At 69.0% G+C, this 15,536-nt stretch carries 15 protein-coding genes; 7 read left to right on the plus strand and 8 right to left on the minus strand.

What is annotated here, in order from left to right; translation table 11 throughout:
• Positions 1-150: 150 nt before the first annotated feature.
• The 4 genes from AC5RTY_RS01740 to AC5RTY_RS01755 all read right to left on the minus strand — a co-directional run bounded on the left by AC5RTY_RS01740 (position 151) and on the right by AC5RTY_RS01755 (position 4,606).
• Entirely contained in the window at positions 151-1,014 is an 864-nt protein-coding gene (locus AC5RTY_RS01740; protein ID WP_494012795.1) for a universal stress protein, read from the minus strand.
• A 233-nt stretch (positions 1,015-1,247) separates the two neighbouring features.
• A complete protein-coding gene (gene gabT, locus AC5RTY_RS01745; protein ID WP_494012796.1) occupies positions 1,248-2,630 on the minus strand; it encodes a 4-aminobutyrate--2-oxoglutarate transaminase in 1,383 nt (460 codons plus the stop codon).
• 270 nt (positions 2,631-2,900) lie between these two features.
• Positions 2,901-3,038, minus strand: a complete 138-nt coding sequence (locus AC5RTY_RS01750) for a methionine/alanine import family NSS transporter small subunit (protein WP_494000583.1) — start codon at positions 3,036-3,038, stop codon at positions 2,901-2,903.
• The gene (locus tag AC5RTY_RS01755; protein WP_494022429.1) at positions 3,035-4,606 is read right to left on the minus strand and encodes a sodium-dependent transporter; all 1,572 of its coding nucleotides are present in this window, start codon (positions 4,604-4,606) and stop codon (positions 3,035-3,037) included. Before AC5RTY_RS01755 ends, AC5RTY_RS01750 begins: the two co-directional genes overlap by 4 nt.
• Positions 4,607-4,824: 218 nt before the next feature.
• Between AC5RTY_RS01755 and AC5RTY_RS01760 the strand changes: the two genes are divergently transcribed.
• From AC5RTY_RS01760 to AC5RTY_RS01770, 3 genes are all read left to right on the plus strand, one after another.
• Positions 4,825-6,261, plus strand: coding sequence for a PucR family transcriptional regulator (locus tag AC5RTY_RS01760; RefSeq protein ID WP_494138857.1), 1,437 nt, complete (start codon positions 4,825-4,827; stop codon positions 6,259-6,261).
• A 47-nt stretch (positions 6,262-6,308) separates the two neighbouring features.
• Complete coding sequence (locus AC5RTY_RS01765) at positions 6,309-6,932, plus strand: putative glycolipid-binding domain-containing protein (RefSeq protein WP_494101256.1); 624 nt, start codon at positions 6,309-6,311, stop codon at positions 6,930-6,932.
• A 118-nt stretch (positions 6,933-7,050) separates the two neighbouring features.
• Positions 7,051-7,485, plus strand: a complete 435-nt coding sequence (locus AC5RTY_RS01770) for a hypothetical protein (RefSeq protein ID WP_494000587.1) — start codon at positions 7,051-7,053, stop codon at positions 7,483-7,485.
• 13 nt (positions 7,486-7,498) lie between these two features.
• Here AC5RTY_RS01770 and AC5RTY_RS01775 read toward each other — a convergent pair whose 3' ends face one another.
• From AC5RTY_RS01775 to AC5RTY_RS01790, 4 genes are read right to left on the minus strand one after another with little or no spacing between them, the layout of a single operon-like run.
• Positions 7,499-8,137: a LysE family translocator gene (locus tag AC5RTY_RS01775; RefSeq protein WP_494074050.1), complete on the minus strand. Its 639-nt coding sequence runs from the start codon at positions 8,135-8,137 to the stop codon at positions 7,499-7,501.
• A gap of 59 nt (positions 8,138-8,196) precedes the next feature.
• Entirely contained in the window at positions 8,197-9,297 is a 1,101-nt protein-coding gene (locus tag AC5RTY_RS01780; RefSeq protein WP_494049501.1) for a polyprenyl synthetase family protein, read from the minus strand.
• A 9-nt stretch (positions 9,298-9,306) separates the two neighbouring features.
• Positions 9,307-10,644, minus strand: coding sequence for a geranylgeranyl reductase family protein (locus AC5RTY_RS01785; protein WP_494000590.1), 1,338 nt, complete (start codon positions 10,642-10,644; stop codon positions 9,307-9,309).
• A gap of 2 nt (positions 10,645-10,646) precedes the next feature.
• Entirely contained in the window at positions 10,647-11,408 is a 762-nt protein-coding gene (locus AC5RTY_RS01790) for a demethylmenaquinone methyltransferase (RefSeq protein ID WP_494012802.1), read from the minus strand.
• Positions 11,409-11,652: 244 nt separating this feature from the next.
• On the opposite strand from AC5RTY_RS01790, the gene AC5RTY_RS01795 reads away from it, so the two are divergent.
• The 4 genes from AC5RTY_RS01795 to AC5RTY_RS01810 all read left to right on the plus strand — a co-directional run bounded on the left by AC5RTY_RS01795 (position 11,653) and on the right by AC5RTY_RS01810 (position 15,501).
• Complete coding sequence (locus AC5RTY_RS01795) at positions 11,653-12,900, plus strand: isochorismate synthase (RefSeq protein WP_494023279.1); 1,248 nt, start codon at positions 11,653-11,655, stop codon at positions 12,898-12,900.
• A gap of 158 nt (positions 12,901-13,058) precedes the next feature.
• A complete protein-coding gene (locus AC5RTY_RS01800; RefSeq protein WP_494012803.1) occupies positions 13,059-13,877 on the plus strand; it encodes a basic amino acid ABC transporter substrate-binding protein in 819 nt (272 codons plus the stop codon).
• A 78-nt stretch (positions 13,878-13,955) separates the two neighbouring features.
• Positions 13,956-14,741, plus strand: coding sequence for an amino acid ABC transporter permease (locus AC5RTY_RS01805; RefSeq protein ID WP_494000593.1), 786 nt, complete (start codon positions 13,956-13,958; stop codon positions 14,739-14,741).
• 4 nt (positions 14,742-14,745) lie between these two features.
• Positions 14,746-15,501, plus strand: coding sequence for an amino acid ABC transporter ATP-binding protein (locus tag AC5RTY_RS01810; RefSeq protein ID WP_494000594.1), 756 nt, complete (start codon positions 14,746-14,748; stop codon positions 15,499-15,501).
• Positions 15,502-15,536: the final 35 nt, after the last annotated feature.

Genomic DNA, 15,536 nt, shown 5'->3' on the forward strand with positions numbered 1-15,536 from the left:
AGTGCCGGATGGCGGCGCCCGGACAAGACACGGCCGCTACCGGCGGCCAGGGCGGAGACCGGAGCCCCCGGCGCCGCAACAGTCATGGCAGCGGCCTGCCGGCGGTCTGGTCCGGAACCGCCCGCCGATCCCCCGCGTTCCCCGCACCCCTTAGTCCCGCACCCCGTCCACTTCCTGCGGAACCACCACCATGGGCACCGGCAGCGAACGCAGGACCTTGTATGCCGTGGCACCGAGGAACAGGCGGTTGTGCTGGGCGAGCCGGCTGGATCCCATGACCACCAGTTCGCCGTCGTCCCAGTCCAGCGAATCGATGGCCTCTTCGATGTTCCGCCCATGGGCCACGGTCACCGTGGCGTTGCCGGGGGGCAGTTCGGTGGCGGCCTGGGCCAGCACGGAGTTCGCGTGCAGGTGGGCACTGTGGATAGCCTCGCCGCTGTCCGGCGCTTCACGGGTGTCCAGGGAGACCAGGGAAACCAGGCGCAGCTGCAGGCCGCGGCGCGAGGCCGCGTTCAGGGCAACGTCCCGGGCGGCCTGCGCGCCCTGCCGCTCGCCGATGAACGCGGTCAGCCGGGTCAGCGGCTCTGTCCGCTGGTACCCGCGGGGCGCCAACGCCACCGGAATCGGCGACGCGTGCAGGAGGGCATTTGCCACGCTGCCCACCGTGAAGCGTTTAAACAGGCTGTTGCTGCTGGCACCGATGACAATCAACCTGGCGCCGGCTTCCTCGCCCGCCGCGATCAGCCCTTCGGCGAACGATTCGGCGGACCGTACCTTGAATTCGGCGTTGACGTCTGCCGGGACCAGCTTCAGGGCCTCGCGGCGGGCGGTGAGGACTTCCTGCTCGCTGGCGCTGACGCGGCTGCCTTCGGGGTTCAACGCCACGTAGGGGGCGCTGTCTGCCACCACATAGACGATATCCAGCCCCGTCCCCTGGGTCCGGGCGATTGCCACGGCCAATGCCACGGCATCGGCTCCCCGCTCGTCCGGCTGGTATCCCACCACATAACGCATGCAAACTACCCCTGTCCCTGTCCGTGGGGCAGCGGATGCGACGGTGCCGGCAACATCCGCACCCCGTGACGCGATGATGGTTCCGACTCTAACCCGAGACCGCCGGCGGCAACAGGCCGGGAGCAGGACGGGGCGGGCGGCCGGAGCGGCCTCCAGAACGGCCGCGGGCGGCCGCCGGAAACCCTCGCTGGCGAGGGAATCCGGCAGCCGCCCGTTCGGACGCTGCCCGGGTACTAGGCCGCCGCCACCTTGCGGATGGCTGCTTCCAGCACGTCCAGGGCGTCGGCCAGCAGCTCGTCGCCGATGACCAGCGGCGGGAGCAGGCGCACCACGTTGCCGTAGGTGCCGCAGGTGAGGATGATGACGCCTTCCTGCAGGCAGGCGGCCGCGATTTCCTTGGTGGCCTCGGCGTTGGGCTCCTTGGTGGTCGCGCCGGTGCCCGGCTTGACGAACTCCATGGCCAGCATGGCGCCGCGGCCGCGCAGGTCGCCGATGATGTCGACTTCCTCGGCCAGCTTCCGCAGCCGGCCCATGACCTGCTCTTCGATGTGGCGGGCCCGGGCGTTGAGGTCCTGGGTCTGCATGGTGTCGATGGCAGCCAGCGCGGCGGCGCAAGCCACCGGGTTGCCGCCGTAGGTGCCGCCCAGTCCGCCCGGGTGCACGGCGTCCATCAGCTCGGCGCGGCCGGTAATGGCGGACAGCGGCATGCCGCCGGCGATGCCCTTGGCCATCGTGATGATGTCGGGCACCACGCCGTCGTGCTCGGAAGCGAACCAGGCACCGGTGCGCGCGAACCCGGACTGGACCTCGTCCGCGATGAACACCACGCCGTTGTCCTTGGCCCACTGGGCCAGCGCGGGGAGGAAGCCCTCGGCCGGGACAATGAAGCCGCCCTCGCCCTGGATCGGCTCGATCAGGATCGCGGCCACGTTCTCGGCGCCGATCTGCTTCTCGATCATCGTGATGGCGCGGCGTGCCGCGTCCTCGCCCTTGATGTCGGCTTCCTCGCGGTACGGGTAGCTCATCGGCACCCGGTAGATCTCCGGCGCGAAGGGGCCGAAGCTGCCGGCCGGGCTGGACTTGTACGGGGTCGCCTTGGCGGTCAGGCCCATCGTCAGGTTAGTGCGGCCGTGGTAGGCGTGGTCAAAGGCGACGACGGCGGTGCGGCCGGTGGCAATGCGGGCCACCTTCACGGCGTTTTCCACGGCTTCCGCCCCGGAGTTGAACAGCACGGAACGCTTTTCGTGGTCGCCCGGGGTCAGCTCGGCCAGTTTCTCGGCGACGGCGATGTAGCCCTCGTAGGGGCTGACCATGAAGCAGGTGTGGGTGAACTTGGCGACCTGCTCCTGCACCGCGGCGACGACGGCGGGGTCGGAGGCGCCGACGCTGGTCACGGCGATGCCGGAGCCCAGGTCGATGAACGAGTTGCCGTCCACGTCGGTGATGATGCCGCCGTCGGCGTCGGCCACGTAGACCGGAACGCCGGAGGCGACGCCGCCGGCAACCACGGCGCTGCGGCGGGCGGCCAGTTCGGCGGACTTCGGGCCGGGGAAACCGGCCGAGACGTCGCGCTTCTGCTCCAGCCGGAACTGGGGCTGGGTCGTCTGAGTGGTCATGATGTGCCTTTCACGTTGAGGGTGGGAATGCAGCGGACAGCCCGGAGGATCCGCACACTCGCATCGCAGCGGCAGCTTCGCGGGGGACCGGCGGACAGGCCGGGCCACGGGACGCCGAGCTCTACAGCGAGATTACGGTTCCCGGCCCGCAGCTGCCTATGGCGCCCCGCACAGCAAATGTGCAATGTTGCCGTGCAGATGGCCAGAGGCAGCGACGGCGGCGCCCGCCGGCACGGAGGCCGCAGGACGCCGCCGCGGCGGGCCGTCGGGTTAGAGTTCCGGTGCGCGGTCCGCCGGCAGGGCACCCTCGTCTTCGGGGTGGCGGCTGAGGTTGACCAAGGCCAACGCCAGGCCTCCCCAGACCGTCAGGATGGAAATGATCAGCATGACAATTGCTGCGGTACTCACGGCTGTGTCTCCTTCAGGGTGTGGGCATCCAGCTCCGGGTCGTTGGCCGCCGACTTCTTGCTCCAGGGAATCAGCGACAGGATGAAGCCGGCCACGATCAGGGACCCCGCCATGCCCCAGCCGAAGACGTTCACGAACCAGTCGGGCATGGGCGGGTCGCCGTAGCCTTCCTGGATCCTCTTGATCAGTTCGCTGATCAAGATGTAGCCCAGCACGATCGGCGAGACGATGCCGACCATGATCCGCCACCCCAGGCCCAGCTTGATGGACGAGACCTCGCTGACGTGTCCGCCCAGCAGCGGCAGCTTGCGGAATCCGTAGGTCACCAGCAGCACGGTCGCCAGGGCGCAGGCCATGATGCCGAAGCTGTTGACGAAGGCGTCGGTGACATCCAGCAGGTTCAGGCCGGTGGTGGTCGGGAACAGCAGGATGGAAATCAACGCCAGCGGGATGCCGACGCACCACGTGGTCTTGACCCGGCTCATGCCGAGCTTGTCTTGGACCGCGGAGATGATGACTTCGATGATGCTGATCAGCGAGGTGAATCCGGCGAACACCAGCGAGCCGAAGAAGAGCACGCCGAGCAGTCCGCCCAGCGGGGCCTCCGAAATGATGGTCGGGAAAGCGACGAACGCCAGCCCGATCCCGCCGGCGGCAACGTCGCCGACCTCGGCGCCGGCGCTGAAGGCCATGAAGCCGACCGCCGCGAAGACGCCGATGCCGGCCAGGATCTCAAAGCCGGAGTTCGCGAAGCCCACCACGAACCCGGATCCGGTCAGGTCCGTCCGGTGCTTGAGGTAGGACGCGTAGGTGACCATGATGCCGAAGGCAACGGACAGCGAGAAGAAGATCTGGCCGTAGGCCGCGGCCCACACCGTCGTGTTGGTGAGCGCACCCCAGTCGGGAGTGAAGAGCGCGTTCAGCCCGTCGGCCGCACCGGGCAGGAACAGGGACTGGACCACCAGGAGCAGGAACATGACCAGCAGCAGCGGCAGGAACACGATGTTCGCCCGCCCAATGCCCTTTTGGACGCCCGCGGCCAGCACCAGCAGCACCACCGCCCAGACAACCACCAGCGGGATGAGGACCGTGGGCACGAAGTCGAAACCGATGTTCACGTCCTTGCTCACCTGGAGGAACGATTCCATGAAGAATCCGGCGGGGTCGTCCCCCCACTCCTCGGTGACGGAGTAGATCATGTACATCGCCGCCCAGGCGATGATGACGGCGTAGTAGACGCAGATGACGAAGCAGATGGCCACCTGCCACCACCCCAGCCCTTCGGCGCCGCGCGCCAGCCGGCGGTAGGCCAGCGGGGCGGAGCCACGGTGGCGGTGTCCGACGGCGTAGTCCAGGAACAGCAGCGGGATGCCCGCGGTCAACAGCGCCACCAGGTAGGGAATGATGAAGGCGCCGCCGCCGTTTTCGTAGGCAACGTACGGGAAGCGCCAGATGTTGCCCAGGCCGACGGCGGAGCCGATCGCCGCGAGGATGAAGACCTTGCGGGTGGACCACATCTCGCGCTTGGGCTTGGCGCCCAACGCTGCCTGCGGGGTACGGGTACTCATGAAGGGACCTCACGGTGTAGGGCTGGCAGTGGTGTGACGCGTGTGACGCCGCGGACCATCCTAGCGCCGTGGGGCGGCTGCCCCGAAAACCGGCACGGCCCCTGGCGCGACGCGAGAGCGCGCACGGCTCGATGCCGCTCCGGCCGCCCGGCGACCGCTCCGCGGCAGCTATTGGGCGAATAGTGCACCTGCACAACGGCGGCCCGTATAGTGAAGGCATGGCTGTCACTCTCGCCAAACTCTTGGCCTCCCCCGCGCTGCACCTGAAGCTGGTCGGTACCGCGCAGGGCGACCCGGACGCGCCGATCACCTGGGTGGCTTCGACCGAGCTCGAGGACCCGTTGCCCTTCCTGACGGGCGGCGAAGTGGTGCTGACCACCGGCCTTCGCCAGAAGACCGCGGCCGCGCAGCGCCGGTTCGTGGAGCGGGTGCACGAGGCCGGCGCGGTCGGCATGGGCTTCGCGCTCGGGCTGACGCACCGCCGGGTTCCGGCGGGCGTGCTCGCCGCCGCGAACCAGCTGGAGCTTCCGGTCTTCGAAGTTCCCTACGAGACACCCTTCGTGGCGATCAGCAAGATGGTCGCCGACGCCATTTCCGCCGACCATTACAACCGCCTGGAGCACCTCCTCAAGGACCACCAGGCGCTGGCCGCCTCGCTGTTGGGCGGCGGCGGCCTCCCCGCGCTCCTGCGCACCCTGTCGGCGATGGTGGACACCGACGTCGTGCTCTCCCAATACGGGACCCGGCTGTACGGAACCGGCGGCGGCGAGGAAAACGGCTGGCACGAGCTTCCCATCGCCACCGGCCTGAAGGACCGCTGCACGCTGGCCCTGGGCAAGCCGTACGAGCGCAACGCCATCGTGGACTACGCGCAGAGCCTGATCAGCCTGGAACTGAGCAACCAGGCGCACCGCCGCGCGGCCGACCGCAGTTCCGTGGGCCAGGTGCTGCTGGACGTGGTGCGCGGGGTGCTGCAGGGCGGTGACGCCTCCCTGCGGCTGAGCAACGTGGGGATCGACGCCGGACGGCGCCAGCTGGTGGTCATGGTGCAGGTGGCCGCCGCCCAGCGCCGCGCGCTGCCCACGCTGCCGCTGCCCGCCGCGTTCGACGGCGTGGTCACCGGCCTGGTCGACGAGCGGCTGGTGCTGGTGGTGCAGGGCGCCGAATCGGGCGAGGCGCTGGGCCGGGAGCTGAGTGCGTACCTGCAGAACGCGGGCTTCGCCGCCACGGTCGGGGTGGGCGGCAGCTATGCGCAGGCGAACGGGCTGCGCTGGAGCTACTTCGAGGCCAAGGAAGCGGTGGGCCGGGGCGAGCGGCTGAACGTGCCGCAGCGGCTGTCCCTGACCTCCCTGCTGCTGGCCTCGGAAGACGTGCCGCTGGCCGATCTTGCGGCCGAGGCACTCGACCCGCTGGCCGAGTTCGACGCGGCCCACGACGCGGCGCTGCTGCCCACGCTGCAGGCCTATCTGGAGCTCAACGGCTCGGTGGCGGCCGTGGCCGAGGAGCTGGGCCTGCACCGGAACTCCGTGCGCTACCGGCTGTCCCAGATCGTGGAGCTGACCGGTTACGATCCCGCCCTCACCGCGGACCGGGTGCACCTGTGGCTTGCCCTGACGGTGCGGCGGCTGGGTTCGGTGTCGCGGACGAAGGGCTAGCCGGCCGGTCCCTTGCCAACACTCGGCGCAGACACAAGGCTGGGGGCATGGGACACGAGACGCACGAAAGCCGGACGGTCACCTGGCTGGGAAGCGACGATCCGCAGCGCGCCGACACGGCGACCCTGAACCTGGAACCGGAGCGCCTGAGCGCCCACGGCGCCTCCCGCACCGCGGGCTACGCCGCCAGCTGGTCCCTCACGACCACCGGCAACTGGTTCACCGAAAGCCTCACGGTTTCCGTCCACGGGCGGGGCTGGAGCCGGCATCTGGTGCTGGACCGCGCGCCCGACGGCAACTGGAGCGCCGCGACCAGGGTGTCCGGGGACAGCGACCTGCCGGAACCGGGGATCGCCGATCCGGACTCCCTGGTCGGGGCGGTGGACTGCGACCTGGGTTTGTGCCCGGCCACCAACACGATGCCGATCCTGCGGCTGGGCCTGGTTCACGACGCCGAGGCCGCCGCGGAACTGACGGTCGCGTGGGTGGAGATGCCGAGCCTGCGCGTGCTCGGCCAACAACAGATCTACAGCGGCTCCCGCGCCTACGACGACCGCACGGGCACCGCCGCGGTCACCTACACCTCCGGGGACTTCAGCGCCGAGATCGTGGTGGATTCGGACGGCATCGTCATCGACTACCCCGGCCTGGCTACCCGCCGCCGCGACTGACGACGGGCCGTCCGAGGGCACGGGCGGGCCGTGTGTGCCGCCGTCGCCGTCCAGCGCAGTCGGTGCCGCCGCATAGGATGGGACCAAGCCCTCCAATCAACCGTTCCAGGGAGAAACCATGCCCGAAATGTTCGTGGACAAATTCCGTGCCCTCGTGCCCAAGTACCTGGACCGGAAGTGGACCGAGGACGACGGCCTCTCCTACGACGAACTCGAAGGGCTGCTGGGCGCCCACAAGTTCCAGGTCCCGCAGGCGCTGGTGGAGTTCTACCACGCGCTCGGGGGCTGCGAAGACCTGATGGAGGCGCACGACTTCTTCTTCGACCCGGACGAACTGGAGATCGAAGGCGGCTACCTGCTGTTCCTGGACGAGATGGACGAAGAAGCGAACTGGGGTTTCAAAACCGAACACCTGGACGTGCCGGACCCCATCGTCTGGATCCGCACGAACGGCCCGAAGCCGCAGTGGCAGAGCGAGGAGGCGACCTTCAGCGAGTTTGTCTTCGAGATGTTTGAGTGGGTCTTCGGCGACGACGACGAAGAGGAAGACTGAGCCACCGGCCGGTTCAGCGGCTCTCGGCCGCCAGGGCGACGCCGAAACCGACCAGCACGATGCCCGTGATCCGGTCGATGGAACGCGTCACGGCCGGAGTGCGCAGCCACTTCCGGGCCGCATGCGTGCCCCAGATGATGGCCGAGAAGAACACCAGCCCCTCCAGGTTGTGCACCAGGGCCAGCAGAATGCCCATCAGCGCCGGGGAGACGCCCGGCGGGATGAACTGCGGGATCATCGCCACATAGAAGACGCCGACCTTCGGGTTCAACAGGTTCGTCCCGACGCCGGTGAGCCACGCCCTGACGTACGACGCCGGAGCGGCCGGGGCGCCGGGGTCTGCGAGGCGCGTGGCAGGTTTTCGGAACGACCTCCACAGCATCCGGGTGCCCAGCCAGGCCATGTAAGCGGCGCCGGCCACCTTCAGCACCGTGAACGCCGTTTCCGAGGCGGCCAACAGGGCCGACGCCCCGACCGCGGCCGCGATGCCCCAGGCCAAGGCTCCGGTGTTGATGCCCAACGCCGTCGCGTACGCCCTGCCCCGGCCTTGGCTGACGGCTGAGCGCAGCACCAAAGCGGTATCCATCCCGGGAACCAGCGTCAGCAGGCCGGCCACCAGGGCGAAGGACAACAGTGCTTGTTCTACGGTCACCCGTTAGTCCCCGAAGGACGGCGCCGGCAGGGTTGGCATGGTCACGGTGGGCCCGTCGGTCAGACCTCGCGGTCCACGACGGCCTCGGCGAAGGCCGTCAGCGCGGCCTTGACCGTGCTCTCGGGCAGCGGGGCAAGGGAGGCCTTGGCGGCGTCGGCCCATTCGCCCGCGATGGCCCAGGCCTGGGCGGTGACCGGATGCCCGCGCAGCGCGGAGACGGCGTCGGCCAGGGCCTCGTCCGACGTCAGGTCCGCGTCCACCAGTTCCAGCACGGCGGCGGCGGACGCGTCGCCGTCGGCCGCGGCCTGGCGCAGCAGCAGGACCGGCAGGGTGGGGACGCCCTCACGCAGGTCGGTGCCCGGGGTCTTGCCGGACTTGGCCTTGAGGCCGGTCACGTCGATCACGTCGTCGGCCAGTTGGAACGCCACGCCCACCTTCTCGCCGTATTCCAGCATCACGTTCACGGCCTGCTCGCCGGCTCCGGAGAACATGGCGCCGAGCTGGCCGGACGTGGCGATCAGCGAGGCGGTCTTGTCCGCGATCACGGAGAGGTAGTGTTCCACCGGATCCTCGTCCTCGCGCGGGCCGACGGTCTCGTGCAGCTGTCCCAGGCAGAGCCGCTCGAAGGTGCGCGCCTGGATGCCGACTGCTTCGGGCCCCAGTTGGGACACCAGCAGCGAGGCGCGGGCGAAGATCAGGTCGCCGGCGAGGATGGCCACCTGGTTGCCCCACACCTCGTGCGCGGTCGGCGCCCCCCGGCGGTAGGGCGCGGAATCCATCACGTCGTCGTGGTAGAGCGTGGCCAGGTGCGTCAGTTCAACGACGACGGCGGCCTGCACCACGTCGGGAACAGAGCCGTTGCCCAGCTGCGCGGCCAGGATGGTCAGCAGCGGACGGATCCGCTTCCCGCCGGCTTCCACGAGATGGCGGCTGGTGGCGTCGGCGAACGGGTCGGAGTGTGCGATGGCCGCGCGCAACTGCTTCTCCACGCGCGCCAGGGCGGTGGAAACCGCGGGACCGAGCTCGGCGTCCTGGGCCACCGGGGCGAAGCCGTCCGGCAGGTTCAGGCTTGTGGCAAGGGCGGCAGTCGCGGTATCCAGCTCCGGCGACTGCGGCGGGTTCTGGCCGGCGGGAGTCCAACTCGGTTTGGCGTCAGTCACTGTTCAACACTAACTAATCGTGGGGGCGGTATGGCCGGCCGGTTTGTGGCCGCCGGCCTGGTTCGATGCCGGCGGCGTCAGTTGCTCCAGCAGATGAATAACTCTATCCTCAAATCCCTTGCCGCCCGAGTCGGTCAAATTCGCCAGCATCCGCACTACGAAGCGCATCAACGGCGGGACCGGCATTCCGGTCCGCAGGGCCAGTTTCATGATGGCCGGTTTGCCGATCAGCTGGGCGAAGATCCGGCCCAGCGTGAAGTGGCTGCCCCAGTGCCCGCGGATGATGTCCGGGTAGCGGGCCATCGCGGCGTCAAAGCCGGCCATGCTGAGCAGCTGCCCGCCGGTCCCGGACAAGCGGCCGTGTGCGTCGGCGATCAGCTCGGCCGCGTAGCGGGCGGACTCCATGGCGTAGGAGATGCCCTCTCCGTTAAACGGGCTGACCATGCCGCCGGCGTCGCCGAGCAGCAGCAGGCCGGGGCTGTAGTGCGGCGTCCGGTTGAACCCCATCGGCAGGGCCGCCCCGCGGACCTGTCCCACCTGGTTTTCCTCAGTGAAGCCCCACTCCGCCGGCATGCCGGCGGTCCACTCGCGGAGCACCTGCCGGTAGTCCAGCTTGCCGAAGGACTTGGACGAGTTGAGGATGCCCAGGCCCACGTTGGATGTGCCGTCGCCGACGCCGAAGACCCAGCCGTAGCCGGGCAGCGGGTTGCCGGCCGCGTCGGGGAGTTCCAGCCATCCCTCCATCCAGTCGTCGTCGTGCCGGGGCGAGGTGAAGTAGGTACGGACGGCCACGCCCAGCGGCCGGTCGTCGCGCTTCTCGATGCCCAGGCTCAGGGCGGTGCGGGTGGAGTTGCCGTCGGCGGCCAGCACCACGTCGGCGAAGAAGTCCTTGGTCTCCCCGGTCTTGCGTCCGCGCCCGTCCAGCACGTTGGCGCGGACCCCGGTGACCCGTCCGGCCTCGTCCCGGAGGGCGGTGGAAACGGAGTGGCGTTCCAGCACGACGGCGCCGGCGGCCGCCGCGTGACGGGCCAGTTGCTCGTCGAAGCCCATCCGGGTGCGGATCAGGCCGTAGTCCGGGAAGTCGCTCAGTTCCGGCCAGGGCAGCTCAAGCTGCCGGCCGCCGGCGATCAGCCGCAGCCCCCGGTTCCGGCGCCAGCCGGCGGATTCCTCGTGCGGCAGTCCCAGCAGCTGGACTTCGCGCACGGCGCGGGGCGTCAGGCCGTCGCCGCAGACCTTTTCGCGCGGGAAGGCCGTCTTTTCCAGCACGGTCACGTCCACGCCGGCGCGGGCGAGGTAGTACGCGGCCGTGGATCCGGCCGGCCCCGCCCCAACAATGAGAACTGACATGGCTACAGGGTGTGCCTGCTGCTCTGGCGCCGCAGCGCGGCCTGCGCCCGGGCGTTGGCCGCCTCGTCGCGGCCGGGCTTGACGGCCCGGTGCACGGCGACGATGCCGCCGGACAGGTTGCGGTAGGCCACGTCCTGCCAGCCTTCGCCGGTGATCCACTCGCCCAGCTGGTCCTGGTTGGGCCAGGCGCGGATGGACTCGGCCAGGTAGACGTAGGAGTCGGGGTTGGACGAAATCTTGGACGCGATCGCCGGCAGCGCGCGCATCAGGTACTCGGTGTAGACGGTGCGCCAGACCGGGAGGGTGGGGTGCGAGAACTCGGCGATCACCAGCCGGCCGCCGGGCTTGGCCACGCGCAGCATTTCGCGCAGCGCCAGTTTGGGATCGCTGACGTTGCGCAGGCCGAAGGAGATGGTCACGGCATCGAAGGAGTTGTCCGCGAAGGGCAGATTGGTCGCGTCCCCGGCCACGAAGTCGATGTCGGGGCGGCGGCGCTTGCCGACGCGCAGCATGCCCAGGGAGAAGTCGCACGCGACCACGTGGATGCCGGCATCGGCATAGGGTTCGCTGGAGGTGCCCGTCCCGGCGGCCAGGTCCAGGACCTTCTGGCCACGTTCGGCGCCCACCGCGTCCACCACGATCCGGCGCCACCGGCGGGTCTGGCCCATCGACAGCACATCGTTGACCAGGTCGTACTTCGGCGCCACGTCATCGAACATGGCGGCTACTTCATCCGGGCGCTTCTCCAGCGATGCACGATTCACTGGGCCATTGTCTCAAAGACCGGCGGCCGCCCGCGAACCCGGGCTTCGCGGGCGGTGGCGTTTGCCGGGCAGAGTAGGCTTAATGACCATGACCTCCCCCCTGTCCCCCTCGTCCGGCCTGCCCGGAACCGGGCCTGCCGCAGCGGCCGGCCGCACGGAACCGGAGGCCGCTGACCGGTTGCCCCGCGGGACCCTGCGCGGCATCACGGTCGAGTGGCCCGCGGTGCCCGACACCCAAGGGCTCATGGAGTATCTGGTGCGTGACGACGTGCTCTGCTGGGTGCGGCGCGAGGGCGGGCTCGCCGGCTTCGGCGAGATCGCGCGGTTCACGGCCAGCGGGCCGGACCGCTTCCGGCAGGCGGCCGCATGGTGGCGCGGGATCCAGGCCACCGCCGACATCGACAACCGGGTGGGCGGCCCGGGAACCGGGCCGGTCGCCTTCGGCTCCTTCGCGTTCTCCTACACCTCGACCCACAGCTCCCGCCTGGTGGTGCCGGAGGTGCTGGTGGGCCTGGATGGCGACCGCGCCTGGCTCACCTATCTGACGTACGACGCCGATGCGCACCTCAGCGCCGAGACGGCCGAGGCCGTGCTCGCGGGCTGGCTGGAAGAAATCTCGGTAGAGCGCAGCCCCGATCCCGCCGACTCCCTCGTTCCGGGACAGGTCTCGGAGCAGGCATACATGGATGCCGTCGCGGCCGGGGTCAAGCGCATCCAGGCCGGGAACCTGAGCAAGCTCGTCGTGGCCCGGGACGTGGTGGCCAATCTCGCCGCGCCCATCGCCACCGCCCAGGTGCTGCGCGAACTCGCGGCGCGGTACAAGGACTGCTGGACGTACTCGGTGGACGGGTTGATCGGCTCCACGCCGGAGATGCTGATCAAGGTGGAGAATAACGTGGCGCGCGCCCGCGTGCTGGCCGGCACGCTCGACCGCTCCCGGGCCCACGGCCACGCCGGCGAATCGGACACCGACTACGCCCAGCGCGTGCTCGCCGGCTCCGAGAAGCAGCTGCACGAGCACCGGATCGCCATCGACTCACTCACCCGCAAACTCGAGCCCTTCACCACCGCGATGAGTTCGCACAGCGAGCCGTTCGTGCTGGAGCTGCCCAACGTATGGCACCTGGCGTCCGACGTCTCGGCCGAGCTGGCGCACGACGGCGGGCAGCCGCCGTCGTCGTTGGAACTGGCCGAAGCTGTGCACCCCACCGCGGCCGTGTGCGGCACCCCCACCGAGGTCGCCGGCGCCCTGATCCGCGAACTGGAGCAGATGGACCGCGGGCCGTACGCCGGCCCGGTGGGCTGGACCGACGGCGCCGGCAACGGTGAATGGGGCATCGCGCTGCGCGGCGCCGTGGTGGAGGGTCCCCAGCGGGTCCGGCTTTATGCCGGCTGCGGCATCGTGGACGGCTCCGATCCGGAGGCCGAGCTGGCGGAGACCTGGGCCAAGTTCCGGCCGATGATCGAGGCGCTCGGTTTGCGCCGCAGATAACTATTCACTGACAATCGGCACGGCCGGGGGCCAACCGACCTCCCGCCGACTACGCTGTTTTCCAATAGGCAATGACTGTAGCCTGTGGTGCATATCACCTGTTGCGGGCATTCCCGTTACACTTAAGCCGGATTTCCAACGAGACAAAGGTAGTAACTATGCGCAAAAACGCATCCAAGGCGGTCCAGGGGTTCTCCCTTCTGGCCGTGGCGGCACTCGCTTTGACCGCGTGCGGTGGTTCGGACGACGCCGGCGGCAACGGCGGCACCGGCACCGCCGGCGCGGGATCCGAGCTGCCCCTCGTCCAGCCGGGCACGCTGACCGTCTGCTCCGACATCCCCTACCCCCCGTTTGAGTTCGAAGAGGGCGGCAAGTACACGGGCTTCGACATCGACCTGATCACGGAGATCTCTTCGGAGATGGGCCTTGAGGTGGCCATCCAGGACGTCGGTTTCGACGCCCTGCAGTCGGGCGTCACCCTGGCCGCCGGGCAGTGCGACCTCGGCGCCAGCGCGATGACCATCACCGAGGACCGCAAGAAGAACATCGCCTTCTCCGACCCCTACTACGACTCGCTGCAGTCGCTGCTGGTCCCGAAGGACTCCGACATCAAGGCCGTGGGCGATCTCTCCGGCAAGAAGGTGGGCGTCCAGCAGGGCACCACCGGCGAGGCCTACACCCGGGAAAACGCGCCGGAGGACGCCGAAGTCGTCGCCTTCCCGTCCGATGCCGAGATGTACCAGGCCATCCAGGCCGGCCAGGTCGACGCCTTGCTGCAGGACCTGCCGGTGAACATCGGCCACACCGAGGACGGCAAGTTCACCATCGTCGAGGAGTACAAGACCGACGAGTCCTACGGCTTCGCGGCGAAGAAGGAAGGGTCCGAGGCCCTGGTCTCGGCCGTCAACGATGCCCTCTCGACGCTGCGCGACAACGGCAAGTACCAGGAAATCTACGACAAGTACTTCACCGAGTAGCAAGCCCTCCGGCCCCCGTTCCCGTGCGTGAAGCAGCGGGAACGGGGGCCGCCGACTTACAGCTGGAAGGCATCACCAGTGAAACCTTCGACCCGCCGCCGACTTTTCCGCGGGGTCCTTTACGCCATCTTCATCGCCGCCGTCGCCGCCGTCGCCCTGGTGGCCGATTGGGAGGCCATCCGCACGAGCTTCCTGAACCCGGAAGTCCTGGGTGAGCAGTTCCCCACCATCATCGTCACGGCGGCCAAGAACACGGTCGTCTACACCCTGATCGCCTTCGTCGGCGGCTTGCTTTTCGGTCTCCTTTTGGCGCTCATGAAGCTCTCGCCCGTGGCCCCCTACCGGTGGGTGGCGACCGCCTACATCGAGCTGTTCCGCGGCCTGCCTGCCCTGCTGGTCATCTTCGGCTTCGCCTTCGCGGTCCCGATCGCGTTCCAGTGGCGTCCGCCGGGAGGCAGCACCGGGGCCGGGCTGATCGGTCTGATCGTCGTCTCCGCCGCCTACATTGCCGAGACACTCCGCGCCGGCATCGAGGCCGTCCCCGCCGGGCAGCGGGAGGCGGCCCGCTCGCTGGGCATGAACCCGAGCTGGACCATGGTCTCCGTGGTGCTGCCGCAGGCGGTGCGCATCGTCACGCCGCCGCTGACCAACGAGCTGGTCATCCTGATCAAGGACACCTCTCTGCTCTTCATCGCCGGCATGGCCCTGGGCAATCGGGAACTCACGACTTTTGCCCGCGACGGCGTCTCCCAGTTCGCCAATGCCACTCCCCTGGTCGCCGCGGCGCTCATGTACCTGATCATCACCTTGCCGCTCACCCAGCTGGTCGCCTGGCTGGAGAAGCGCAACAACAGGAGCCGGTAACCCCATGACTGAAGAATCGCTGCGCCACGACAGGCCGGCCATCGAGGTCAAGGACCTCTGCAAGAACTTCGGCAACAACGAGGTCCTCAAGGGCATTGACTTTCATGTGAACCAGGGCGAAGTGGTCTGCGTGATCGGGCCCTCGGGCTCCGGCAAGTCCACCTTGCTGCGCTGCGTGAACCGGCTCGAGGAGCCCACCAGCGGCACCGTCCTGGTGGAAGGCGTGGACATCACCGACCCGGAAACGGACCTGGACCGGGTCCGTACCCGGATCGGCATGGTGTTCCAGCAGTTCAACCTGTTCCCGCACCTGAACGTCCTGGACAACCTCACCCTGGCCCAGCGCCGGGCCAAGAAGCGCGGCAAGGCCGAAGCCATGGAAGTCGCCCGGAAGAACCTGGAGAAGGTGGGGCTGGCAAACCGCGAGAACGCCTACCCCGCCCAGCTCTCCGGCGGGCAGCAGCAGCGGGTGGCCATCGCTCGCGCCCTGTCCATGAACCCGGACATGATGCTCTTCGACGAGCCCACCTCGGCGCTGGACCCGGAACTGGTGGGCGACGTGCTGGAGGTCATGCGCAAGCTGGCCGACGAGGGCATGACCATGATGGTGGTCACGCACGAGATGGGCTTCGCCCGCGAGGTGGGTGACCGCGTGGTCTTCATGGACGGCGGCGTGGTGGTGGAGCAGGGCAAGCCCGAGGACGTGCTGGCCAACCCGCAGCACGAACGCACCAAGGCGTTCCTCTCGAAGGTCCTCTGAGCAGGCTTACCAGCACACCGGGCAGGCTCCCACAA

The organism is Arthrobacter sp. Y3224055 (genome assembly GCF_059090825.1).